The following is a 24,142-nucleotide window of genomic DNA, read 5'->3' on the forward strand; positions in this document are numbered from 1 at the left end:
ATGTCCGAGATTCAATACACCATCAGGGAGGTAGAGTTATGGCATTATTACTCATTGCAATCTCCATCATTGTCTTTTTAATCGCTTACGTTACATACGGTTCGTGGCTCGCAAAGAAGTGGGGCCTTGACTACACCCGCAGGACGCCAGCTCACACCATGGGTGACGGTGTGGACTATGTTCCTGCGAAGGCACCAGTCCTCCTGGGCCATCACTTTGCGTCCATAGCAGGTGCTGGACCAATCGTTGGACCTATTTCTGCTGCTATGTTTGGATGGGTTCCTGTGTTTCTCTGGATTGTCGTAGGCAGTATTTTCCTCGGCGGGGTCCATGACTTCGCGTCACTTTTTGCTTCTGTTCGACATGACAGTAAGTCCATAGGCAACGTTATTGAGGATACCATTGGGGACACAGGTAAAAAATTGTTCAATATGTTCGCATGGGTGACTCTGCTTTTAGTTATCGCAGCCTTCGCGAACATTGTGGCCAACAGCTTTGTAGGTGTCCCTTCCGTCGCGACAACGTCACTGCTCTTTATTACCTTGGCGATCCTGTTTGGATTCGCTACCAACAGAATGGGCATTGGCCTGTTGCCGGCAACCATTGTAGGCGTCATTCTTCTCTTTGCCAGTGTCTGGGTAGGCGTTCAGTTCCCAATTGTCGCTTCGTTCAACACTTGGTATGCCTTCATATTAGTATATATTTTCGTCGCGTCTGTTACACCAGTATGGATTCTTCTGCAGCCGCGGGATTATCTCAACTCATTCCTGCTTTATGCCATGATTGGTGGCGCTGTCATTGGTCTTCTTTTCTACAGACCGGATATTGCGCTTCCAGCGGTAACCAGCTTTAAAGTCGGAACCAGCTATATGTTCCCAATCCTGTTCGTTACAGTGGCCTGCGGCGCGATCTCAGGCTTCCACTCCCTCATCAGCTCAGGGACCTCCTCCAAACAGATCGATTCAGAAAAAGACATCAAGCTGATTGGGTATGGGTCTATGTTAATTGAAGGCGTCCTTGCAGTAGTAGCTCTGATTACGGCTGCCTATATAGGCGCTGACAGAATGACTGAGTTGTTGGCAGCAGGCGGGCCTACAAACGTCTTTGCAGATGGTGTGGGTACGTTTATGACGACCATCGGCATAGACCTGGCACTTGGAAAATCCTTCGTAGCCCTTGCCGTTTCAGCTTTTGCGCTGACCTCCCTGGACTCTGGCACAAGGATTGGCCGCTTTATCTTCCAGGAATTCTTTGATAAAGGCGAAGTCCAGGCAACTGGGGCGACCAAGCTGCTGACAAACCGTTATTTTGCGACCTTAGTCACAGTGGCCGTTGGTGGATGGCTTGGCGCTACAGGTTACGCGAAAGTATGGCCTGTCTTTGGCTCAGCGAACCAGCTGCTTGCAGCACTTGCACTCCTGGCATCTGCGGCTTGGCTGAAGAAGGCTGGCAAAGCCCATAACATGATCAAGATTCCTATGGTCTTCATGTTCGCGGTTACCTTGACGGCACTCGTATTCCTGGTCAGGGCCAACCTGGCAGCCGGCAACTACGCGCTGGTCATCTTTGGCTCAGTCCTGTTCGTCCTCGCGCTGGTGCTCATCAAGCTGTCTTACAAAATCCTGTTCACGAAGGAAGTCGTTCAGCCTAAAGAGGCTAAATAGTTCGATTCAGTGGGTTTAAAGGACAATTATGTTTATGAGGGGGTGTCATATCATGAAGCTGATTCTCTCTGAGGAGGTTCTAAGTTTTGCGGCTTCGAAGGGCGAAAAGGCGCTGACGGTGGATCTGTTTACTGCAGGAAACAGCTGTATCCCTGTCAGCGAGCCCCATGTGCATTTTGGCCCCCCTAAAGATCCTGTCCATAAGTACGACGTCTTGGAACAGGACGGCCTGAAGATTTATATTTTCAAAGGCGCTGACGCCAAAAAAGGCGAGATCAGAATCCACGTGAAGCGTTTTTTGGGGATGAAATCTTTGGAAGCGGAAGGGCTGAATATGCTGTAAAATGATTGTGTTAAAAGAGTGAGAACAATACAAAACCCCCTGACCATTTGTTTTGATGGCCAGGGGGTTTTACTTTTACGGTTTTGGAATTGTCATCATAATGGTCAGCATCAGCCGCGCTCAATGCCGCAGAACCCTGTCCGGATGAGTTCAATGATCCCGAAAGGCCGCATCATTTCAAGAAAGCCGCTGATTTTAGGTTCGTCGCCGGTGAGTTCAATGGTCATGGTGGATGAGGTGACGTCGATGACCTTCGCTCTGAATATGTTGCTGATCTCAATGATTTTTGAGCGGTCATTATCATTTGCCTTCAGTTTGACCAGGATCAGCTCGCGCATCAGGGCATTTTCATTCTTTAGCTCTGTGATTTTAATGACTTCGACCAGCTTGTTAAGCTGTTTCTTGATTTGCTCAAACGTTGGTGTGTCACAGGTCATGACTATGGTCATGCGGGAGACCCTTGGGTTTTGTGTCTCTCCAACCGTCAGGGAATCAATGTTGTAGCCGCGCCGCGTGAACAGACCGGCTATGCGGCTCAGGACGCCTGCGTTATTCTCAACCAAAAGGGAAATAAACCGTTTTTGAACTATCATATGTGAGCCTCCTACACTGCGTACTTGGACTTGGGTTAAGTCAGGCAATTTTCTTCAGGGTCGACCATACATTCGATAAAATATGGGCCGCCGGATGCGAGGGCTGCGTCGAAGACGCCTGGGAGGTCTGCGTTCGAATTCACGCGAACAGCGGGAAGTCCATACGCTTCAGCAATCTTGACAAAATCCGGCGTGAATTCCCATTCGACGGCGTAATAATTGCTGTTGAACTGGGTGTCCTGAAGCTCTCTGACCATGCCAAGCCTGTGGTTGTTGAAGAGAAGCACTATTAAATTATTGTTTGACTGTCTCAAGGTTCCCAGCTCTGCAATGAGCATCTGGATGCCGCCATCACCCACGACGGTGATGACTTGCTTGTCCGGCGCGCCATAAGTGGCGCCAATGCCGGCTGGTAAACTGTAGCCCATGGTGCCGAGGCCCCCAGAGGTCAAATACATGCGGTCTCCGTTGTAAGGGAAGTTGCGTGCCGCTATGATTTGATTCTGTCCGACATCCGCGACGAGAATAGCATCGTTGCCCACTTTTTCTGACAAAACTCTCAGGGCAATTTTTGGCGTCACTGTATTTGTAGCCTCAAGCTCCACCGGAGCGAGCTTCGGTCTCAGCTGCGCGATTTCTTCAAGCCACCCCTCTGTATCCAGAGGGGTAATTTTTTCGTTGAATTTTCTAAGGATCATCTTGAGGTCACCAACCATAGGAATCTGGTGATTAAAGATTTTCCCTATTTCAGCCGGGTCAATATCTATATGGACGACGTCCGCCTGTGGGCTGAGGGACTTAAAATTCAGGGTGGCGCGGTCAGACATCCTGGAGCCTGCGATCATGACAAAGTCTGCCTTGCTGATCATCTCCAGGGCAAAGTCGTGACCGTGATACCCAATCATGCCAATAAACAAAGGCGAATCCATTGGGAAGGAACCAAGGCCCATCAGCGTGTTGATGACTGGAATACGTCCTGCGTTCGCGAAGGCGCGCAGCTCCTCTGTAGCCTTAGCGGCAATGACGCCGCCGCCTGCGAAAATGATAGGCCTTTTAGCCGCATTCAGTTTCTGAAGGGCGCGTTTGATTTGACCCGCATGACCTTCAATGGTTGGATTGTAGCCCTGGATAGAGACCTCAGGCAGGGTAGAGAAAGGGATGCGGGCATCCAGGACGTCACGGGGCACGTCAATCAGAACTGGACCTGGACGACCGGTGGTGGCAATATAGAAGGCCTCTGCGAGGACTCTTGGAATGTCATTTGGATTTTTGACGAGATAATTATGTTTGGTAAAGGATTCCGTGGCACCGACAATATCCGCCTCCTGGAAGACGTCCTTGCCAATTAAATCCGACTTAACCTGACCGGTGACGATAATCATAGGGATGGAATCCATATACGCTGTGGCGATCCCTGTGATCAGGTTCGTTGCGCCAGGGCCGGAGGTCGCCATGCAGGCGCCAATTTTCTTGTTGGCCCGGGCATAGCCGTTGGCCGCGTGAGCCGCTGCCTGCTCGTTGCGGACAAGGACGTGTTTGACATTTGTATTCAGTCTGAGTGCGTCATAAAGGGGGAGGTTGGCACCGCCCGGATAACCGAAGATTGTTGTAATTCCCTGCATTTCAAACGCTTTGATGATAATGTCCGCTACTCTCATTTGCATCTGGCTCCTTTCATTTCTGGTGTGACGTTCCTGTTTTGGGTAATAAAAAAACCCCGCCTCTGTCTTTTAGAGGCGAAGTCTGCTCCGCGGTACCACTCTAAGTATGTCTGTAACAGACATCACTCAATCAGGTCGTGTCATTCATGACAGAACCTTTGCCCTGTAACGCGGGCGCGCGGCCTGGCCTACTGGGGAACACATTGCCCTGCAAATCCTGTGGAGATGGAGGCTTTGCGGTTGTGTCCTGTTCGAACAGACGGTTCGAGAGCGAGCATAAGTATGTCGTGATGCCGCATTCCCACCAGTAGCGACTCTCTTGGATCACGGGAGATACCTTTAACTCCGTCAACACCTTTAGATATTGGTCTTATTATAGGGACTGGAAGGAAACATGTCAAGAATATTTAGAAAATTTAATGCGAAATTTTATAAAAAGTTTTCAACGGCTGGACTATAGAAAAATAAAGACTTTGCGGTTATGGTTATATTTGGTATTATATTCAGGGTTAGTTCAGCACTTGATGCGGGCAGAAAGTGTAACCAAAAACATCTTTTCACGTTTAACTATTTCGTATAAAATTATAAGGATTTAAAAGCGTCGATCAGGTCGCCATTTGGGGGTAAACACATTGAATCCGGAATATTTGTTGAAGGGCAATATCATAAAAGCGCTGATCACGCTGGCACTGCCCATCATGGGAACGGCTTTTATGCAAATGGCCAATCAGATTGTCGACATGATCTGGATTGGGCGTCTGGGAAGTGACAGCGTCGCTTCAATAGGGACAGCAGGCTTTTTTGTGTGGCTCAGCATGTCCATCATTGCTTTGGTTCAAGTAGGTACAGAAGTTAAGATTGCTCAGAATCTGGGGGCGGGACGGGTCAGTCAGGCGAAACAGTTCGCGGGAACAGCGCTTTATATGGCTGCTGCCTTTGGCGTGGCTTATGGTTTGTTTTTAATTTTAACGAAGCAAGAGCTTATTGGCTTTTTCAGGCTGGGGGCCGCGAAGGTTGAAAGCGACGCGGTTTCCTATCTGGTGATCATGGCCACCGGGATGCTGTTCTCATTCTTAAATCCCGTCATTTCTTCGATGTTCAATGGGGCGGGGCTAAGCCGGCTCCCTTTTAAAGTCAACGGCATAGGCATTTTGACCAACATTATCCTGGATCCAATTTTTATCTTTGTTTTTGGACTTGGCGTCAGAGGCGCTGCCATGGCAACGGTAATCTCTCAAATTCTCGTGACATGCATTTTCATTTTCATGCTGAAGCATGGCAGGCTGTTCAAGTCGTTTGCGCTCCTGCAACCTTTTTCAGTGGACATTTTTAAGCAGATCTTTTCGCTGGGGTTCCCGGTGGCTTCTCAAAGGAACTTGTTTACCATATTTTCGATTCTGATCGCCAAAGTGATCGCTTCCTTTGGTCCGGATGCGATCGCGGCACAAAAAATAGGTGTTCAGATTGAATCCATTACTTATATGACCGCACAAGGCTTTGCCGCGGCGCTGAGCGCATTTGTCGGTCAAAACTTTGGCGCGGGGCAGTACGACCGTGTGAAAAAAGGGACCCTTAAAGCTGGCCAAATCATGACGATGTACGGGGTAGGCACCACGCTGCTGCTCTACGTGTTCAGCGAGCCGCTGATACGGATTTTTGTCAGGGAGGCTTCCACGGTGGCCATTGGCGCGGGATATCTGAAGATCATAGCTTTTTCCCAGATGTTCATGTGCATTGAAATGACCTTTTCCGGCTGCTTTAATGCCCTGGGCAAACCCATCTATCCTGCGGTGGTGAGCATCATCTTTACGGGCCTGCGGATTCCATTTGCTTATCTGCTGTCAAAACCGGCGTGGCTGGGGCTTGAGGGGGTTTGGTGGGCCATGTCCGGGAGCTCCATTATCAAGGGTTTGATTATGCTGGCTATGGTGGCGCTGCTTTTCAGATATGGGGTTCCAAAGGAAGAACCTCAGCTGGGGACAGGGCCGGAATGATTTTTGGTGTGGGACTGGGCCGGGCCGAAAAGCGCGGTTGTGGACAGGGACTTGTGGTGCGGGACAGGGACTTGTGGTGCGGGACAGAGACTTGTGGTGCGGGACAGGACAGACCAGAAAGTTGGTGTGGGACTGGGCCGGGCCGAGAAAGTTGGTTGGGGACTGGGCCGGACCGAGTGACAGGCACGCAAGTGGGGATGAGTGACAGGGATTAAGGCCGAGCTGTAAAATCAAAGTGTCGGTTGAGAGACGCTTCAAATGAGAGGGCAAGCAGCACAGGGGGCGGCTTGCCTTCTTTTTTTCCAAAAAGAAAAGCCCACCAGTGGGAGAGGCGGGTAGCCGGCATTCAGCGGCCGGTTGCCGCAAGGCAGGCATGCATTGCCTCGTTCTCTGGTGGGCTTTTGACGTTAACGCCTGCGCGCGCCAGCGCGCTTTTTACTTTTTGCTATACTTTGCTGCCGGCGGTCCGCTTTTGAGACCACGGGCGTGGCTTTGGCCTCTGGGCGGGCCTCTGGACTAACATGGGCAGAACGCTCGACGTGATAATGCGTCAATCTCAGCTTGATGCCTTCCTCAATGACCCGCTGTTCAGGCTTGTCTTTAGGCGCGACAAAGGTGAAAGCTCGGCCTTTTTCCCCAGCCCGTCCGGTCCTGCCAATCCGGTGGATGTAGCTCTCCGCGTCTGGCGGGATGTCATAGTTAAAGACGTGGGTGATGCCTTCAATGTCGAGGCCCCGTGCGGCTACGTCCGTGGCGATCAGGAACTGGAAATCCATCTTGCGAAAAGCCTTCATGACCTTTTCACGCTTCGCCTGGGTCAGGTCGCCGTGCAGAAGCTCGCAGCTGAAGCCCTCCTGGGACATGGCGGCGTAGAGGGCATCCGCCCGGTATTTTGTGCGGCAAAATAAAATGCCCATAAAAGGCCGCTCTTTCTTCAAAACCGAAAACAAGTCGCCCCGCTTCTGACGGTCCGTGGTCTCTACCACGAATTGCTCAATGTCCTTCAGCGTGATGGTTGGGGCAGGCACCGACACGTGCACCGGATCTTTCAGGTGCTTGTGGGTCAGTTTCCGCACCCCCGCGGGCATGGTTGCAGAGAAGCACAGCGTCTGCCGGGAGGCCGGCGTCCGTTTCAGAATCATCTCGACCTCGTTTTGGAAGCCTATGTGGAGCATCTGGTCGGCCTCGTCCAGGACGAGGACCTTCAGGTCGTCGAAGTGCAGGGTCCCCCGGCGCAGGTGGTCCAGCAGCCGTCCTGGGGTGCCTATGACAATTTGCGCAGATCCTTTCAGCTTCTTAATCTGCGCCTGGATGTCTTGACCGCCGTAAGCTGCCAGGATGTGCAGGGGCAAATACTCTGAAAGCTTCCTGGCCTCCGCGGTTATCTGAATAGCCAGCTCCCGTGTAGGCGTTAGAATCAAAGCCTGTACCGCCGGCAGAGCGGGATCCACCGCTTCGAAAATGGGCAGAAGGAATGCCAGGGTCTTGCCGGTCCCCGTCTGAGCCTCGCCAACCAGGTCTCTGCCGGCCGCGATTTCCGGAATGGCCATGGCCTGAATAGGCGTGGGCACCTGAATCCCCTGAGCTGTAAGAGCCTCCCTTAGAAGCGCTGATACACCAATAGTCTCAAAATCACTCTTCACAAAATCCTCCCGCATCTATTTCTCGACAAACTGAACGGTAACACCATTCGGATCCTTGACGAAAAAGAATTTGACGCCGCCGCCCTCAAAAGGACCACTGACGATTTCTACACCTTGTTCTTTACAGGCACCCATCATATCGTCCAAGCTCTCGACCTGGAAGCCCAGGGAAAGATTCGCAGGCGCGGAGGGCATCCCTGCTTCCCCGGCCTCTTTATGCTCAAGCAGCTCGACTTCAATGCCATTTTCGTCCTTGAGAAAGCAGAGCTCAAGGTTTGGGTTGGGATTAAAGCGGCGGTCAACGGTCAGGCCAAGGAGGTCTCTATAAAATGGCAAAGCGCTGTCAATGCTTTTAACGGTGATGGTGGTCCATAAAAATTTTGCGTTCATGGGGTTCGCTCCTTATATGGTAAATAATCTTGTCGGGTTTTATTATAGCATACATGTGTGCGTTAGGATAAGAGGGGGTGTTTGGTTGGGGACTGGGCCCGACCAAACGCTTCAGGTGGGGACTGGGCCGGACCGGATGATTAAGGTGGGGGAGGGGGGAGAGGGGACCATCGGCAAAGCTCTTTCTTTAAAATGAAAAATTCAGCGGATACCATTGACGTTGACGTTACGTCAAGTTGTATAATAAACGCAAGGGGGAAGGGTCCTTGAAGTGAGGAGGCCATGCAATGGAAATGACGATTCAAAGGCTGTCACGGCTGGCAGGGGTGAGCTCGCGGACGCTGAGATATTATGATGAGCTGGGGCTTCTGAAACCGCTGCGGGTGAACAGCGCAGGGTACAGGATTTACGGCAGGAGCGAGGTGGACAGGCTGCAGCAGATTTTGTTTTACAGGGAGCTTGGACTTGAGCTGGAGCGCATCAAAGCGCTTCTCGACAGTCCGGGCTATAGTCCCCGGGCGGCGCTGGAGTCCCATCGCGAGGCGCTGCTGGAAAAACGCAGGCAGCTGGATCTGCTGATTAAGAACGTTGAAAAAACTATGGCCTATAATGAGGGGAGAATTGAAATGACGGACAAGGAAAAGTTTGAAGGGTTTAAGAAATCCATGATTGAGAGCAATGAGGCGCGTTACGGGAAAGAAGTGCGGGAGAAGTATGGCAATGAGGTGACGGACGCGTCGAACAAAAAGCTTGAGGGGATGACAGAGGCGGAATATGCCGAGGTACAGGCCCTCAGTGAGGCGGTGCTTGAAAAACTGGCGGCGGCAATGAAGACAGGTACGCCCGGCGGCGCGCCCGCTCAGGAGGTCGCGGCGCTGCACAAGCAGTGGCTTATGGTTTACTGGCCGCAGTATTCTGGCGAGGCCCACGCGGGTCTTGCGGAGATGTATGTGGCGGATGAGCGGTTTACGGCGTTCTATGATGACAAGTGTGGACAGGGGGCAGCGTTGTTCCTGCGGGATGCGATACGGGTTTTCGTGGGGCTGGATCCGGCTTAGGGTCGTGTTGGAGAAAGGCTTATTTTCAATGCCAATGCTGTGTGAATGACGGGCAGGTGCTATGGAAGCCGGTGAAGGTGTTAAGCCAGGGCTTCCGGGCAGCTGCTCTTTTTTGATATTGTAGAAGTGAAACCTTGAAAAACAACGAGAAACCGTGACAACGCACAATAATCAGTGGGGAATAGGTTGAATTGGGTATGAATATTAATAAGTTAGGAGAAATTTGAAGGAAGTTTTTTTCGCAGACCTTTTCTCGGATAGACAGGCAAAGCTTTTGATTTTAAATTTCGCAATTTATTAATGCTGTCTCAATTTCATCAACAAGCTCACACGAAGCCATCATTGAAGCAGGAGGTGTCGCTCATGTTTAAGTCAAAAAAGCCGTCAGAACGGGACCGACCAAAACCGTCTCAAAAAAAGGCGACTGGTGCGAAGAATACCGCAGATCCCGCGAGCCCCTCTGGGAAAGCGGACTTTGAAAAGCCGCCGCGTAAACAGCGCGTGCTCCGCTGGTATCCTCTGATAGCCGTTTTCGTGGTTTTATTCGCCACTTTATTTTACCTGGACGTCTTTGGCCTAAAAGGTGCGCTGTTTTCCAGTCAGGAGCAGGATCCCATCACTCAGGTCCGTGGACCCGCAGATTTCGTTGAGGGTAGGCTGAAGGCCGCAAAGGCAGTGGCACTCCTCGACAACGTGCCTGAACCGGCCCGTGGAACAGTGGACCTTTTTGTCCGGGATGGGCACTTGTATTACGCTGAGGATGGCAAGGAAGAGACCCTTGTGGGGTCTAACGCTGAGGTTGCTGCGGCGGGAGATCTGAAGCTGGTTTTCAGCTTTTCGGAGGAGGCTCCGGATAGCCTCAGCTTTCTGATTGGACACCTTGAAGCGCCTGAGTATGACATGCTCCGCACGGTCAGGATTCCCCGCATACAGGGGTCTGCGGGCCGGGACTTCGCTGTGGCGCGGCTCTATCTCACTGAGAATGGCATGGCACCTATTGTGAAGGTCGAGGACTTGTCCTTCAACGTCCAGAAAAATGCGGCCTTTGCGCTTCCCAAAATGATTAACGCGGTTTTAGCCGATGGTTCCAAGACCCAAGTCCCCATCACCTGGTCACCATGGCTCATCGACACCTCTGAAATTGGGGTGCGGGGCAGCATAGGGACAATTGAAGGCTATGATCAGCCGGTCAACTTGACGCTGATCATCAGCGATCAAGTGGCGCTCCAGCCGGAGACGTCCGGTGCGGCCCAGTCCCCGCCTGAAGAGTCCGGTGCGGCCCAGTCCCCGCCTGCACAACCTGTTCCTGAACCGGCTCCAACACCGAAGCCAGCACCGGCACCAAAGCCAACGCCGGCGCCTAAACCTGCACCAGCGCCCGTAACGATTCAGTCTTTGAATTCGGTAACTGCCACGGTGAAACAAGGTGAAAGCTATAAGCTGCCTTCTGCTGTGACCGCTGTTATGAGTGACAAGACGACGAAGAATGTCCCTGTGACATGGAACCCGGCGTCTTTGGATACAAGCAGTGCTGGGACGAAAACCAGCACGGGGACAGTTACAGGTACATCGGTTAAAGCGATGCTGACTTTGACGGTGACGCCATCGACGTTAGCCGCTCCTCAAGTGGCTGTTTCGCAAATTTCCGGGACGGATGTGACCGTTAAAGTAACGGGTCAGCCAGGCGCGACGGTCTTATTCAACGACTATGGGGTAGGAACGATTGGTTCAAACGGCATTCTCACGGTAACCCATGTCAACATTGACATCCTGCAAAGTGTCAGACTGACAATGGCGGGGTGGAACCCAAGTCCGGCAGTGTCAACTTTTGTACTTTATTGATTTGGCATAGGTTAGGAAGTCGGGTTCTCTGGCCTATGGCCTGCGAACCCGACTTCCTCATTTTGAAGGGAGGCGCCCGCTTTGATTGACTATTCCAGAGACCTGCTCGATAAATTTATAGGTGTGACCTCTGTCGCGAATAATGGATCAATGATCCGGCTTTATGGCGGCGACCAAGCCTGGTTCGAAACGGAAAACGGCAGGGCGGGGGGATGTGGCACCGTTGCGGCGGCGAATATTCTCGCTTATTTTGGCGTACTTTACGGGGAAAACACTGCCGTCCCGGACGTGGGTCTTTTCACAGAGAATCGCTGCTTTACACGGGAGCTTTTTATTGCCCACATGCACGAGGTTTACCGGGGTCTGACCCCAATGAAAGCACCGTGGCAGTCCTGGGTCAGGCGTGGCGGCCGCGAAGTCCATAGGCGTACTGTGTTGAGATTGCCGGATTCCCTTGGCATTCACAGTCCGGTGCGGTTCTCGAATGCTGTGATAGAAATGGCAAAAGGGAAAGGGGTACAACTCCGGGTCGTCTGGCCTCAAAATACAAAAGGACGGCGTCCAGCCAATCATGCCGTGGGGCTGGATGAGGCCAAGTCTTTTATATTAAATCAAATTAATAAAGGGATGCCAGTGGCCATGCTCAATTTTGGCAATAAGGGGCTCAGAGGGGTAGAATATCAGAGTGCGGCTACCGGGCGTCGTTACAGCACCGATCGTTTTCAATGGCACTGGGTGGTCATAACGGGTGTCAAGGCACAAGAGAGATTTGGGGCTGATGGTGATGAGCGCCCGTTTCCTGTGGTGGCATCCAGTTGGGGCAACCGTGTGATCCTTGATTTAAATCAGTTTTGGGGACGGGGTCTGACCCACCTTGTTTCTTTTGAACTGGTGTGAAAGAAAAAAGAGAGAAAAGTGTCTCAGAATGGCTTGTTTGGCCGCTGAAGACGTTTTTTCCCTCTTTCTTTTTTTGTACTTATGAAAATCATTATTTTTTAAGCTCGACCAGGTGATTGTAGTAATCCAGCTCGAGGATGCGTGCGGAGGCGAGGAAGATGTCATCGATTTGGCGGGTGACTTCCTGGATGTAGTTGGGTGAGGCGGTGGGGATGGGGTGGGATGGGGTGGCGGGGACCATCGGCAAAAACGCTTTGGAAAGGGCGTCATAGCGGCCTCGGTCGGTGATAAAGCTTTTGTTGAGGAAGGTGACGAAGGGCGGGGCGCCGGAGAAGATGTCACGGCCCATGAGGAGGCGGGAATCGAAGTCGAGGCCCAGGAGGTTGGAGAGCGTGGGGAGGATGTCCAGACTCGAGCAGGGGGTGGTGATGACTTCCGGGGTCTGACCCCGGCTGTATAGGATGAAGGGGCTGCGATAGAGTTCGAAGGTGCGTTCGACCGGGTGGCCGGCGAGCTCGTCCAGGGCTTTATCCGAGAGGCCGTAAGGGTAGTGGTCCGCGCTCATGGCAATGAGGGTGCGTTCGGCGACGCCTGCGGCTTCGAGTTGGCTAAGGAGGTCGGCCATGGCGCGGTCGAGCTCGATTTGGGTGGCGAGGTAGGCTTTGGCTTCGTTGCTTAGGGGCAGGTGGTCTACGGCGGCCCTGTTTTTGGCAGCCATGGCGTTGCCCCGGAAGCTGTAGCGCATGTGTCCGCTGACCGTCATGTAATAGGTGTGGAAGGGTTCGCGGTTTATGTACTCTGGGACGGAGTGCTGGATCATTTCCAGATCGGATTCGGGCCAGGTTGGGGTGACGTCGAGGCCGTTTCCGAGACCAAAATAAGTGTAGCCCATGTTGGGGTGGGAGAGGTGGCGCTTGTAGTAGCTGTAGCGGTGGTTGTGGTAGGCGGTGGTGGTGTAGCCCAGAGGGCGGAGCTGGTTGCCCAGGGTCATGGCCATGTTTTTGCTGGCGGAATCTATGAAGCTCCAGATGCCGCTTTTAGGGAGGAGGCCGGTGCAGGCGACGTATTCGCCGTCTGAAGTGCTGACGCCCCATATAGGATTGTAAAATTCAGTAAAATTAGTGCCTTCATGGACCATTTTGTAGAGGGTGGGGGTCAGTTCTGGGTGTATTGAATAGGGGGACAGGCTTTCAGCGGTGATGAAAATGAGGTTGAAGCCTCTGTAGCGACCGGTGTAGGGGTTTTTGGGCGAGGGGGTTTCTGAGGCGAACCAGTTATGGAGGGCTTTGAGCCGCGGGTCTTTGGATTTTGCGGCGTAGGCACTGAAGTCTATTGGCAAAGCGTTGTATTGGGCGTTTGGCCATTGTGGTGTGGGATCAGGGGTGGTTTGTGGGGTGGGTTGTTGGGTGAGCTCCTCTGAAATACGGGTGTGGCCAGCATTTGTCTCGTAAATTTTTGATTTCATGCCGAGGAGAGAGCGCTGGAAGTCCAGGCGCATGGTGGTCAGCAGGCCAAAATGGCTGAGGGTAACTGTGGGATCCATGCTTCGGAAATAAGCTTCATAAGCACCGCCAAGCTTGTTTTTCGATACGCGGATTATTATTTTCGCGATCAGCAGGAGGACGGCTATGAGGATAAGGGGGGTCACAAGCTGGGTTATAAACGGGGTCATAAACGGGGTCAGACCCCCAATGGAATTTGAAGCTGAGGCATTTTCAGATAGCGCTGCTTGTGGAATGGCAGCTTCTGGGGTCAGACCCGCAAATATTGAAAAATGCAGCACCAAAGGCAGGGATAGAATCAAAAGCCACTTAGCGCTCATGGCAATATAGGCAATGATGTCTTTGACAAAGTCCAGCACTTGGCCGGCATTCCCCATGGAAAAGAAGGTGTAGAGCATTTTGAATATTTTAAAGTAGACGAGCTGGGAGGCAAAAATGAAGAAAAGCAGAATTATAAAAATCGCTGCCAATCCTTCTTTGACGAGGCCTCCAAAAGGGGAAGCCATGGGGGCCAGGACACTTGCGTAAAATGCTGACCAGATTAAAGTGTTGTGCAGTCCGGGCTTCTTGAATTTTTTTACTGTAGCAAGTCGAAGCATTATTTCTAAATATATAATGACAGCAAACCAATATATAGCGGGAGGCATCCCCGTAATGGCGTTTAGCATGCAAAAGACCCCTTTCTCGTTATAGCCCAATCATAGCTGAACTGGAAAAAGGGGTCAACAGTAGGTTTTATTGACAAAACTTCAGGTGGGCCCAGTCCCGCACCAAACAGGTGGGCCCAGTCCCGCACCAAACACTGTGTCAAACAGGTGGGCCCAGTCCCCCACCAAACAATCACGGCTTTTCAAGCCTTGGCCATTTCAACGACAAGAAAATGCGCCGTTTGCTCTGCCTGGAGCCTCAGGGTCTCCTCAATGGATTCGATGGCGTCACGAGCTTCCAGTCTCAGACCGTTGATGACAGCCTCGCCTTCAATGAGGACTAAGTAGGCCTGGCGGCTTTCCTTGACTTTAAACTCAATTTGGTCGCCTTTTGAAAGCTCAAGGGCGTACAGGTTGGTATCCTGGTGAAGCTCAATGGGCGCGCCGCCGCCAACACCGGAAGCGATGTGGAGCCATTTGCCTTTTCGAAGCGCCCAGTCCAGCTTCAATTCCCCATAAGCCGGTTTATGACGCTTCTGATCCGGCAGAATCCAAATCTGAAGGAAGCGCAGCGCATCAGAACCAAGATTGTGCTCGCTGTGGGAGACACCGGTGCCGGCGCTCATGTACTGGACCTCCCCCCCGTTTCAGCGCGCTTTTGTTGCCCATGCTGTCACCATGGGTCAGCTCGCCATTCACCACATACGAAATGATTTCCATATCCCGGTGGGGGTGCGTGTCAAAACCGTTCCCGGAGGCCACCAAGTCATCATTTATGACCCTTAAAGCGCCAAAATTCATATTATCTGGATTGTAATATTCAGCGAAGGAGAAGTGAAATATGCTGCGCAGCCAACCTCTGTTGCTGCGCCCCATTTGCCGATGGTCTATTTTTCTAAACATATCATTTAAACCTCCTTTGTATCGAATTGAAAACTGTTATCATTTAACTATAATATACTACTAATTAGTATTATAATCAAGCCTTATATAAATTTTTTCCTATGTTTAATTGACTTAAGCTCTAAAAACCTTCAGAATTGAAGTAATGTGTGCTTTCAGTCAAGCCTAAGCTTTATCAAACACAGCACTCCATTTTACCTGCATAGCCAACACCGTTCACATCACCGCACACATTCGAAATCAGCACAAATTATCCCAACAGGAGGCCCATGATGACCAAACGAACCCCAACGTTCATTGTTTTAATCATTGTCGCAGCGGTTGTTCTATGGCTTGGCGGCACAAGCTTTTACACGGTGGATCAGACAGAATATGCCGTGCTGGAGACCTTTGGCAAGCCGGATACCAATCTGGTTCAGCCTGGACTCAGATTCAAGCTGCCGTATCCCATTCAGAACGTGCGCAAACTTTCAAGAGAAACTTTTTCTCTCACCTTTGGCTATGAGGAAGGCCCCGATGGCTCGACCGTTCAGGAACGGGACGCCAAAATGATTACGGGTGATGAGAACATCATCCTGGCGGACCTTGAAGTCCAGTGGCAGATTGTCGATCCTATTGCCTTTCTTTACAACACTGAGGATCCTGTCAAAATCCTTATGAACGCCACTTCCAGCTCGCTGAGAGGAGTTATTGGAAGCTCGGTGGTGGATGACGCTTTGACAGATGGCCGTACCCGCATTATGAATGACACCCGGGATACCTTGGTCTCTCTGGTTGACGCTTATCAAATAGGCGTCGCCATCCGAAATGTCAACTTGCAGGACGTCGACCTTCCAAACGAGCAGGTCAGTGACGCCTTTAAAAAAGTCGCCTCCGCCCGTGAGGAACGCATCACGAAGATCAACCAGGCGAACCGTTACCGAGCTGAAAAAATCAATAACGCAGATGGCCAAAAGGCTGCGCTCATCAGCCGCGCGGAAGGGGACAAGGTTGCCCGGATCGAGCAGGCAAGAGGTGACGTGGCCCAGTTTAACGCTATTTACTCTGAATATGCCAACAACAAGACCATCACGCGGGATCGTCTGATCATAGAGACGCTGGAGCAGGTTCTTCCGGATGTCCAGATCTACATCATGCAGGAGGGCGGCGGCAGCACGGTGAATTACCTTCCGCTGGACCAGCTGAAGAAAGGTGGTGCTGTCAATGAGTAAATTGGAACAAGTCATTCAGGTGATCATTGACGAATTCAAGAAAAATATGGCAGCGAACAAGGCTAAGAGGCCTGCTTCAGCCAGTGGCTCAGACAGCCCAAATCCACGTCCATCCGGCCGCAAACTTTCTATAGGCATTCCAGTCGTCATCCTGCTGATCATAGCCGTGGTCTTCGTTCAGAGCAATCTCTTCATTGTCAGAGCCAACGAGTTTGTCATTGTACGGCAGTTCGGCGAAATTGTCCGGGTCATCGACGAACCAGGGCTGAAGTTCAAGGTGCCTTTCGTCCAGACCTTCACGCGGCTGCCAAAATTCACTTTGGTCTACGACGTACCGCCGGCAGAGATCAACACCCTTGACAAAAAGCGGATCATGGTCGATTACTACAGCCTTTGGAGAATCACAGACCCCGTTCAAATGATTGAGTCCCTCAGAACCCTTGACGCGGCGGAGAACCGACTGGGCGACATAGTCTATTCCAGCATCCGCACGGAACTGGGCAAAATGAATTATGTCGACATTATCAAGGATCGCATCAGTACTCGTGGCGGCATAGACTCCACGGTCAAAGGCCAGGTCAACGACACCCTTGTCAGGAACATGAGCGGCATTGAGCTCATTGACATCAAGATGAAGCGCGCAGATCTTCCGGCGGCCAACGAGGAATCCGTCTTCCTTCGCATGATTTCCGAACGGGAAAGTACCGCCCAGCAATATCTCTCCCAAGGTGACGCTGAAGCCCTTAAGATTCGGGCAGAAACTGACAGGGAAGTCTCTGAAATCCTTTCCAGAGCGGAAGCTGACGCCAAGACTATCCAGGCAGAGGGCGAGAAAGAGGCCGCGCGCCTTTATAATGATGCCTACAGCGCGGATCCGGAATTTTTCAACCTTTACAGAACACTGACCTCCTACAAGACGACCATCAACGGCGAAACGGTGCTGCTGCTCCCAATCAATTCGCCATATCTGAGATATCTCACAGGGGAATAACATGAGCTACGGTATTTGGCAGCGCGCCCTGGGATCCCACCGGACCAACGTCTATATTGTCTATGATGAGCAGACAAAAGAAGCGTTGATCCTGGACCCGGGGGACGAGAAGAAAAAAATCATAAAAGTGGTACAGGAAAAGGGCCTGAAGATCATGGGCATTCTCCTTACCCATGGCCACGTGGACCATATTGGCGCCGCGGCGGCGCTGAGGAAGCAATACGACTGTCCGCTGATGGCCCACAAGGCAGAGGAGATGCTCCTCGCGACGCCCTACTACAATCATTCCAATGAGCGGGATATTCGCATCAAAGCGGATATCCCCCTTTCAGAAGGTCAGAGGATAGCCTTTGGGAATCATGGATTATTGGTGATCCATACGCCAGGGCATACTGCTGGCAGCATCAGTCTGAAGCTGGAGAACGCCCCGGTGATCTTTACGGGGGACACAATTTTTGGTGACGACGTGGGCCGGACAGACCTCTACAGCGGCAGCGATGCCCAGCTTAAAAACACTATCAAGCGGGCACTTAACGAGTGGAAAGACGAGTGGACCCTCTATCCCGGCCATGATGCCGCTGCGGTAATGGCAGACGTCAGACCCATATTAAAGCGCTATGTATAATTCAGTTTAAGAGGAGTCAGTCATATGCAGAATTTTATTTTTTCATTAAACATCATCCTGCCTCTTTTTCTGCTGATGTCTCTTGGTTATGGTCTGAAGCATCTGGGCATGTTTGACCCTAAATCCTTGAAAGTATTGAACAGCTTAGCTTTTAAGGCGCTGCTCCCTGCACTGGTGTTCAACAACATTTATCTCACGGATAAAAATGGCCATTTTGATGCCCGGGTCATCCTGTTCGCCGCTGTTTCGGCCTTTGCGATCTTTGGGGTTTTCACAGTTGTTACCGTTATGCTGGAAAAGGACAACCGCAGGCGGGCCACGCTGATTCAGGGCATTGGCCGCAGCAACTCCATCATTTTCAGCCTGCCCATTGTCGCGTCCATCTACGGACCGGAGCGGGCGGGCATCACCGCTATAGTGGTGGGGACAGTGGTGCCTATCTTCAATGCCCTCAGCGTCATTGTCCTGTCGGTGTTTGGCAAACGAAAAGTCAGTCCCTGGGGCTTGGTGCTCAACGTATTAAAAAACCCATTGATCCTGGGGTCTTTGGCCGGCATCCTGGCCATGAACGCAGGTCTGACCCTGCCGGTCCCTGTTGAAAAAACCGTGGGGGATTTGGCGAAAGCTGCGACACCGCTGGCCATTCTGGCCTTGGGAGGCTCTTTTAATTTCAGTGCCGTCAAAGACAACACCAAATATATTGCCTATGGTGTGTTTTCCAAGCTTGTGGTGATCCCGGGGATCCTTGTGCCCCTTTGCGTCAAGCTGGGGTTCACAGGGCCGGAGCTCGTGACACTTGTGATCATGTACGCTGCACCAGCAGCGGTGTCGACCTATACCATGGCTCAACAGATGGACGCGGACGACGTTCTGGCCGGGCAACTGGTAGTCTTTGGCTCAGCGCTGTCCGTCGTGACCATTTTCTTTTGGCTCTTTGGGCTGAGAAGTCTTGGTTTAATTTAGCATAAACTAAAAGGAGTTTGGTTGGGGACTGTCCCCAACCAAACTCCTTTTAAAATTTTAAACCTCAAGCTGCAGCTTCCGGATTTCTGCCTCAACCTGACGAAATGCTTTTTCCACGGCAGGGTGCTCCTCTGGTACCGGATACTTCTTCAGAATCATTTCCAGCAGCTTGGTCAGGTCGCTGACCGCCTGGCGGTAGAGCTTTTCCGGATTGAAGGTTGGCAGACTGTGCGTGTTGTCGAGGTTGGACTGGAGCTCCTGCATGATGCTCAGGGCCATTTTGTCGTACTTGCGACCATCGGACTCCGGAATCCCTATAGTATCCAGGATCACATCCCGAACCCTCTGAATATCTTCTTCCTTCTGCCAGAAGGTGAACTGCAGCGCCATCAGATCCTCCATTTTGCAGGTGACGCGTCCACTGAGCAGGGCACTGGCACGGATCAGATTTCTGGAAAGTTTCAGACGCCTTGGGGAAATAAAAATCTTGTTCTTCTTGGTCAGGATATTTGAAATCTCCACCATGGCCCTGGCTATGTTCTCCGGCAGGGCCACCAGCTCCAGATGGTCCTGCAGCCACATCAGGTCTTTGAGGCTCAGCTTGATGTCCGTGGCTGTGTGGTCATCCATGAGGATCATGCGGACTTTGTTGTCGTCATCCTTGAGGGGAGAGACCAGCACCCTGGACAGAAAGCGGTCGTGGAGAGCCTGCAGGCGGAAGTCCGTCTCGTCTGCGTCCAGGTCATCCGACTGTTTGGGAAAGAAGTTCGTGTCAGCCATAAAAAATCTGAGGTTCGTTTTGACGGTTTCTGTGCCATTCTTGAATTCCCCTTCATTCAGGATGGTCAGAATGCCGGAGTTGGCAACCTGATCGCTGATCCTGTAAAATTCCGAGCAGAAGGCTATGGCAGCGTCCGGCAGGAAACCTTGATACGCCCGCTTTACAATACCGTGGCGCTTGTAGTACTCAATGTCCGGGGCACCAAGCACGTTGTTGGGGCTGATATCTGTCCCCATCTGAATGTGGAAGTAGGGGGTGCCGTTAAAGACGTCAAAGTCTATGACGTTGACAATCTCCCTCAAAATCGCGGACTTCGCGATCCCCGGAGGCCCCAGGGCAATCATGTTGGTCCTGGAGATCATGGACAGCAAAATGCATTCTACAAAGGTGTCCACTTCGTAGTATTTGCGGTTGAGAAAGTCTTGAATACCTCTGAGCTTGGTGCTGAGCTCGTTCAGATCCATGGACAGCCCCGCGTCCAGTCCGGCTCTGCGCTCAAGGGCCTCAGCTCTTGCGCTCCCATCAGGCTTTGCATTTTTATCATAGTCGGTTTCAACTCTATTCTCAGTAGTCATGGCATGCCCTCCCAGTCTAAGCGGTGATCTATATTCTTTCAAAAAGCTGCGCGCTTATTTTCTCGTTCCAGTTGGACAAGTCCCTGTCCCGGATTTCGAGGATTTCATCAGAAATCTCGCCCAGGTCTCCGTAGTCCCCATAGGTTTCGCCGTGAATGATAATGGCGTAGAGCTTAAAAGTCATTTCTTTTTTCCACTGAATGAATTCCCGCTTGAAGCCTTCCCGGATGTCGCTGAACCCGTCGGTAATCATCAGGATGTCTGCCCGGCGGTAGTGGTCTTCTTTCAAAAGTCCCACCGCAGTTTTCAGCGGTGTTTCAAAATCCGTGCCCCCGCGAATGAATTGCCCAAGGAGTGTCATGATCTCATCAATAGTCACGTGGTTCGGGTTGAATTCCTGGATGTACAGGGGCTCTGTCTTCGAGGCGAACTGAAGGGTGATGAGCCGCCGTTTCTGGATTCTGGCCACTTCAATGAAGGCCACCAGGAGCGCTTTTGTCTCCTCGATCTTGACCCCCTCCATGGACCCCGAGCCGTCGTAGCAGAGAATGATAGGCCCTCTGTCCCTGGCCACCCGCCCTTCCATTTCGTAAACCAGCAGGCTGCGGTTCAGGAAGCGGTCATAGAAGTCGTCATTGAATTCCTCAATGGAAAGGGCCATGATTTCCTCGTCGATCAGGGCGTCGAACCGGTCTCCCACGGCGACTTTGTCGTTGAGGTACTGCATTTTTCTCTTTTTGTGGAACTGAGCCCTGCGGGCGATCTCCCGCTTTTTTCCCACTTTATTCAAAAAGCGTATAGCCGATGGTTCCCCAAGCGCCCTATACAGCTCCAGCACATGATCAAAATCATCCGTCACCTCGAGCTCCGCATTGACGCCCAGCGACTTGACATTCTCAGTAAACCTGTCAATACTCTCAATAGTCTTATTCACAGCCAGCTGAACATCCAGTGGCCTGAGGACCTCAGCCAGCTGACCTTCCAGTCTTTGAACCCGTTCACCCAACTGTTTCAGGGCCTGCTCGAGACTCCGGGGATCTCTCTTTGGGGTCTGACCCCGCTGCCTGGCATCAGCGCCAGGATCTCCAGCATAACCAAGGTTCGCGGAAGAGAGGGGATCCCCCATGCCGCCACCCTCTATCAGACGCCTTTGATCCACCTCCCCATGAGTCATCTCCTGGGCAGTGAAGCCGGCCGGCATCAAGGCCTCCGGCGGCGCGGGCGCGCCTGAAGCGTCCAGTTTTTCGGCGAGGGACTGGGCCCGACCAGACAAGTCTTCGGCCAGTTCCTCTTGTGTCATAGGCGCGCCGTTGCGATCAGATGGCTGATTTCGATCACCGGGTGCCTCGGATTCAACCTGGTGCTCGCTGTTGAAAGCCTGATCCAGCTTTTCAAGAAATGCCGAGAGATCCGGTGCCAATGAAGCTCTGAGCTTGGCTTCCAGATTTTCCTTTTTTGTGTCTGAAACCTTAGGCTTGACCGTTTTTGACAGGGAAGCGCCATCTTCTTTTATCACAGTATCCTGTTCTTTGGATGCGGCCAGCGATTTTAAAGCTTTTGCCAGTGCGCGTGCAATATCGCTGAGCCCGGCGTCTTGTGGAAGTCCCAGGGGCTTTTTAAGCTGGCTTAAGTGCCGGGCGTCTTCTGGATTAATTATGTCTTCTTGTGACTGAATTCTTTGACGGATTTTTTGATCTTCAAGGCTTTCCTTCAGGGCCATTTCAGTTTCCTTAAGCGCGTCCAGGGCGCTGCTAAGCGACTCGAGATGCGCCGGGATCTCAGTGCCCCTAAGCCGCAGCAGGAGCTCGTCCACCATCAGTTTTAAGGCCAGATAGCTTTCTGTCGTGCTGCCCGCGGTCCGCCCCCTGAGCTTATCAAGGGTGTAGGAGCCTTGCAAAGCTGAGATGACCGCATGGCCGGAAGTAGGCACTGGTAAAAGGACAGGCTCGATTTTGTAGAGAAGATAAAACAAATCCTCCAGCAGATTTGAAAAGCCTGGCGTCAGCGCGGTCAGCAGGGTTTGATAACGTGTCAACAGCTTTGAATGTTCCCGCAGAGTATCAAAATAGTATTGGTCCAGAAGATTGCTTGAAATGGCTTTTGGAATACTTGGAAACTGAGTCAGCCCGGACACGTTCATCACCTGCCTTATTCAGAATTGGAAAACGCTGCCTTAGATCTATACCCAATTATATAACTCGTTTGTCTTTATTACAATGCAGGCTTGTGTCAAGCTAAAGGGTTATGAATGCGTATCATAAGCTGTTTTCAACAGGTTGACAGCGTCCTTGTGGTTTGTACACTAAGGAATCCGAACAAATGACAGAAAATTTAGAGTATAATGATAATAAAAGTAACCTATAATAGAGGTAACAAGATAATGTGGGGGAAATGCGTCAATGGACGAGTGGGATGCTTAAGCTTTCTGCCACTGTCGTTCATTTTATTGGCTGCTGGAGCCAAGATCCAGCTACGCGTCCATACCGGGAGGGAATTGATAATGAGACCATTTGAGTATTTCAGACCAACGACTTTGAAGGAAGCCTCTGAACTGCTGGTTCGCCATGGTGAAAATGCGCATATTCTGAATGGCGGGACGGATCTGATCATCAGAATGCGGGATGGTTTGACGCTGCCTGAAGCGGTTATTGATTTAAAGGGTATTGAGTCGCTCTTTCGGATTCGTGAGGATCAGGATACAGTGACCATTGGCGCCGCGGTGACTTTGAATCGCGTAGGTGGGGACGAAACTATAGGCCATCACTTTCCTTATTTGGCGGCGGCGGCGTGTTCGGTGGGCTCAAAGCAGGTTCGGAACCGGGCGACATGTATAGGCAATCTCTGCAACGCCTCGCCCCTGGCAGATACAGCGACGCCGCTTATGGTGCTGGACGCGGTCCTGGAGGTTTTTGGCCCTGAAGGGGAGCGTGAGATTCCCATTCGCGAGTTTTTCGTTTTCGTGCGTAAGACCTCCCTAAAGCCTGGAGAAATTGTTAAAGGGGTCCGGATTCCTAAAACCGCGGGGATGGGCGTTTTTTCGAAACTGGCCAGACGCAAGGAGGTCGATCTCTCCACGGTTTGCATGACGCTGCTGAAGGCAGAGGACGGCTGGCGGCTGTCTTATGGGGCTGTAGCGCCAACGCCTGTGCGGCTGCCTGAAACCGAGGCGCTGCTGAATCAAGGGGCGGCGCTTGATGCGATCCTTGAACAAGCTGCATGGGAAGTTAAGCCTATTGATGACGTGCGGGCCTCAGCGGCTTACAGGCGGGACATGGTCAAGGTTATGCTGAAGCGTGGCCTTGAGCAGATTGAAAAAGGAGGCGCGGCATCGTGAAAAAGCTGACGGTTAATTTTATTCTCAATGGCGAGGAAATTGAGCACGAGACGCTCCCAAACAGAACGTTGCTGAAAATGCTCAGAGAGGACTTCGATCTCACGGGTGCCAAAGAGGGCTGCGGTGCCGGAGAGTGCGGCGCCTGTACGGTCATTATGGACGGCCAGGCAGTGAACGCGTGTCTGGTGCTGGCGCCAGAGGTTGAGGGCAGCATTGTGGAGACCATTGAAGGCTTGTCAGACGGAACGCATTTGGATCCGCTCCAGCAGGCGTTTATAGATAACGCGGCGCTGCAGTGCGGCTACTGCACGCCTGGCATGATCATGACGGCGAAGGCGCTGCTGGAGGAGAACCCAACCCCGTCTTATAAAGAGATTAAGGAAGGCATCAGCGGGAATTTGTGCCGCTGCACCGGATATAAAAAGATTGTCCAGGCCATTCAGAGCGTCGCGGATCAGAACGGACTGGATTCAGGGAATCGAGCGGGTTCAGGGAACCGAGCAGGCTCAGGCAGAGACTGAGAAA

The 24,142-nt window shown here is 51.9% G+C and carries 21 protein-coding genes; 12 read left to right on the forward strand and 9 right to left on the reverse strand.

What is annotated here, in order from left to right:
* Positions 1-38 precede the first annotated feature (38 nt).
* Positions 39-1,664, forward strand: a complete 1,626-nt coding sequence (locus tag BLP63_RS05750) for a carbon starvation CstA family protein (RefSeq protein WP_092589954.1) — start codon at positions 39-41, stop codon at positions 1,662-1,664.
* Between the two features lie 52 nt (positions 1,665-1,716).
* On the forward strand, positions 1,717-2,007 hold the full coding sequence (locus BLP63_RS05755; protein ID WP_092589955.1) for a CC/Se motif family (seleno)protein: 291 nt from the start codon (positions 1,717-1,719) through the stop codon (positions 2,005-2,007).
* A 110-nt stretch (positions 2,008-2,117) separates the two neighbouring features.
* Here the strand turns inward: BLP63_RS05755 and ilvN are convergent, their stop codons facing one another.
* Both ilvN and ilvB read right to left on the reverse strand, forming a co-directional pair.
* A complete protein-coding gene (gene ilvN / locus BLP63_RS05760; RefSeq protein WP_092589956.1) occupies positions 2,118-2,600 on the reverse strand; it encodes an acetolactate synthase small subunit in 483 nt (160 codons plus the stop codon).
* 35 nt (positions 2,601-2,635) lie between these two features.
* A complete protein-coding gene (gene ilvB, locus BLP63_RS05765; RefSeq protein ID WP_170829317.1) occupies positions 2,636-4,258 on the reverse strand; it encodes a biosynthetic-type acetolactate synthase large subunit in 1,623 nt (540 codons plus the stop codon).
* Positions 4,259-4,893: 635 nt separating this feature from the next.
* Between ilvB and BLP63_RS05770 the strand changes: the two genes are divergently transcribed.
* Positions 4,894-6,255, forward strand: a complete 1,362-nt coding sequence (locus BLP63_RS05770; protein WP_092589958.1) for an MATE family efflux transporter — start codon at positions 4,894-4,896, stop codon at positions 6,253-6,255.
* Positions 6,256-6,662: 407 nt separating this feature from the next.
* On the opposite strand, the gene BLP63_RS05775 is transcribed toward BLP63_RS05770, so the two are convergent.
* The gene (locus BLP63_RS05775) at positions 6,663-7,898 is read right to left on the reverse strand and encodes a DEAD/DEAH box helicase (protein ID WP_242870812.1); all 1,236 of its coding nucleotides are present in this window, start codon (positions 7,896-7,898) and stop codon (positions 6,663-6,665) included.
* Between the two features lie 15 nt (positions 7,899-7,913).
* On the reverse strand, positions 7,914-8,288 hold the full coding sequence (locus BLP63_RS05780; RefSeq protein WP_092589960.1) for a VOC family protein: 375 nt from the start codon (positions 8,286-8,288) through the stop codon (positions 7,914-7,916).
* A 287-nt stretch (positions 8,289-8,575) separates the two neighbouring features.
* Here BLP63_RS05780 and BLP63_RS05785 point away from each other — a divergent pair, with 287 nt between their 5' ends.
* From BLP63_RS05785 to BLP63_RS05795, 3 genes are all read left to right on the forward strand, one after another.
* Complete coding sequence (locus tag BLP63_RS05785) at positions 8,576-9,346, forward strand: MerR family transcriptional regulator (RefSeq protein ID WP_092589961.1); 771 nt, start codon at positions 8,576-8,578, stop codon at positions 9,344-9,346.
* Between the two features lie 363 nt (positions 9,347-9,709).
* Positions 9,710-11,188, forward strand: coding sequence for an Ig-like domain-containing protein (locus tag BLP63_RS05790; RefSeq protein WP_170829318.1), 1,479 nt, complete (start codon positions 9,710-9,712; stop codon positions 11,186-11,188).
* Positions 11,189-11,269: 81 nt separating this feature from the next.
* The gene (locus BLP63_RS05795; RefSeq protein ID WP_092589963.1) at positions 11,270-12,085 is read left to right on the forward strand and encodes a hypothetical protein; all 816 of its coding nucleotides are present in this window, start codon (positions 11,270-11,272) and stop codon (positions 12,083-12,085) included.
* A 91-nt stretch (positions 12,086-12,176) separates the two neighbouring features.
* Here the strand turns inward: BLP63_RS05795 and BLP63_RS05800 are convergent, their stop codons facing one another.
* The 3 genes from BLP63_RS05800 to BLP63_RS17275 form a co-directional block, all read right to left on the reverse strand.
* Positions 12,177-14,255 carry an LTA synthase family protein gene (locus BLP63_RS05800; RefSeq protein WP_092589964.1) on the reverse strand — a complete coding sequence of 693 codons (2,079 nt, stop codon included), beginning with the start codon at positions 14,253-14,255 and terminating at the stop codon, positions 12,177-12,179.
* Positions 14,256-14,437: 182 nt separating this feature from the next.
* Entirely contained in the window at positions 14,438-14,860 is a 423-nt protein-coding gene (locus tag BLP63_RS17270; protein ID WP_330387099.1) for a pirin family protein, read from the reverse strand.
* Positions 14,811-15,137: a pirin family protein gene (locus tag BLP63_RS17275; protein WP_330387100.1), complete on the reverse strand. Its 327-nt coding sequence runs from the start codon at positions 15,135-15,137 to the stop codon at positions 14,811-14,813. The genes BLP63_RS17270 and BLP63_RS17275 overlap by 50 nt, the downstream gene beginning before the upstream one ends.
* 272 nt (positions 15,138-15,409) lie before the next feature.
* On the opposite strand from BLP63_RS17275, the gene hflK reads away from it, so the two are divergent.
* From hflK to BLP63_RS05825, 4 genes are read left to right on the forward strand one after another with little or no spacing between them, the layout of a single operon-like run.
* Positions 15,410-16,348 carry an FtsH protease activity modulator HflK gene (hflK, locus tag BLP63_RS05810; protein ID WP_092589965.1) on the forward strand — a complete coding sequence of 313 codons (939 nt, stop codon included), beginning with the start codon at positions 15,410-15,412 and terminating at the stop codon, positions 16,346-16,348.
* On the forward strand, positions 16,341-17,339 hold the full coding sequence (gene hflC, locus BLP63_RS05815; RefSeq protein ID WP_207646421.1) for a protease modulator HflC: 999 nt from the start codon (positions 16,341-16,343) through the stop codon (positions 17,337-17,339). The genes hflK and hflC overlap by 8 nt, the downstream gene beginning before the upstream one ends.
* A gap of 1 nt (position 17,340) precedes the next feature.
* On the forward strand, positions 17,341-17,964 hold the full coding sequence (locus BLP63_RS05820) for an MBL fold metallo-hydrolase (RefSeq protein ID WP_092589966.1): 624 nt from the start codon (positions 17,341-17,343) through the stop codon (positions 17,962-17,964).
* Positions 17,965-17,988: 24 nt separating this feature from the next.
* Positions 17,989-18,927: an AEC family transporter gene (locus BLP63_RS05825; protein ID WP_092589967.1), complete on the forward strand. Its 939-nt coding sequence runs from the start codon at positions 17,989-17,991 to the stop codon at positions 18,925-18,927.
* Between the two features lie 57 nt (positions 18,928-18,984).
* On the opposite strand, the gene BLP63_RS05830 is transcribed toward BLP63_RS05825, so the two are convergent.
* Positions 18,985-20,283 carry an AAA family ATPase gene (locus BLP63_RS05830; protein ID WP_092589968.1) on the reverse strand — a complete coding sequence of 433 codons (1,299 nt, stop codon included), beginning with the start codon at positions 20,281-20,283 and terminating at the stop codon, positions 18,985-18,987.
* A gap of 28 nt (positions 20,284-20,311) precedes the next feature.
* Positions 20,312-22,417, reverse strand: coding sequence for a vWA domain-containing protein (locus BLP63_RS05835; protein WP_170829319.1), 2,106 nt, complete (start codon positions 22,415-22,417; stop codon positions 20,312-20,314).
* A 366-nt stretch (positions 22,418-22,783) separates the two neighbouring features.
* Here BLP63_RS05835 and BLP63_RS05840 point away from each other — a divergent pair, with 366 nt between their 5' ends.
* Positions 22,784-23,617: an FAD binding domain-containing protein gene (locus BLP63_RS05840; RefSeq protein ID WP_170829320.1), complete on the forward strand. Its 834-nt coding sequence runs from the start codon at positions 22,784-22,786 to the stop codon at positions 23,615-23,617.
* Entirely contained in the window at positions 23,614-24,138 is a 525-nt protein-coding gene (locus BLP63_RS05845; protein WP_207646422.1) for a (2Fe-2S)-binding protein, read from the forward strand. The genes BLP63_RS05840 and BLP63_RS05845 overlap by 4 nt, the downstream gene beginning before the upstream one ends.
* Positions 24,139-24,142 lie beyond the last annotated feature (4 nt).

The organism is Acidaminobacter hydrogenoformans DSM 2784 (genome assembly GCF_900103005.1).
GTDB lineage: Bacteria > Bacillota > Clostridia > Peptostreptococcales > Acidaminobacteraceae > Acidaminobacter > Acidaminobacter hydrogenoformans.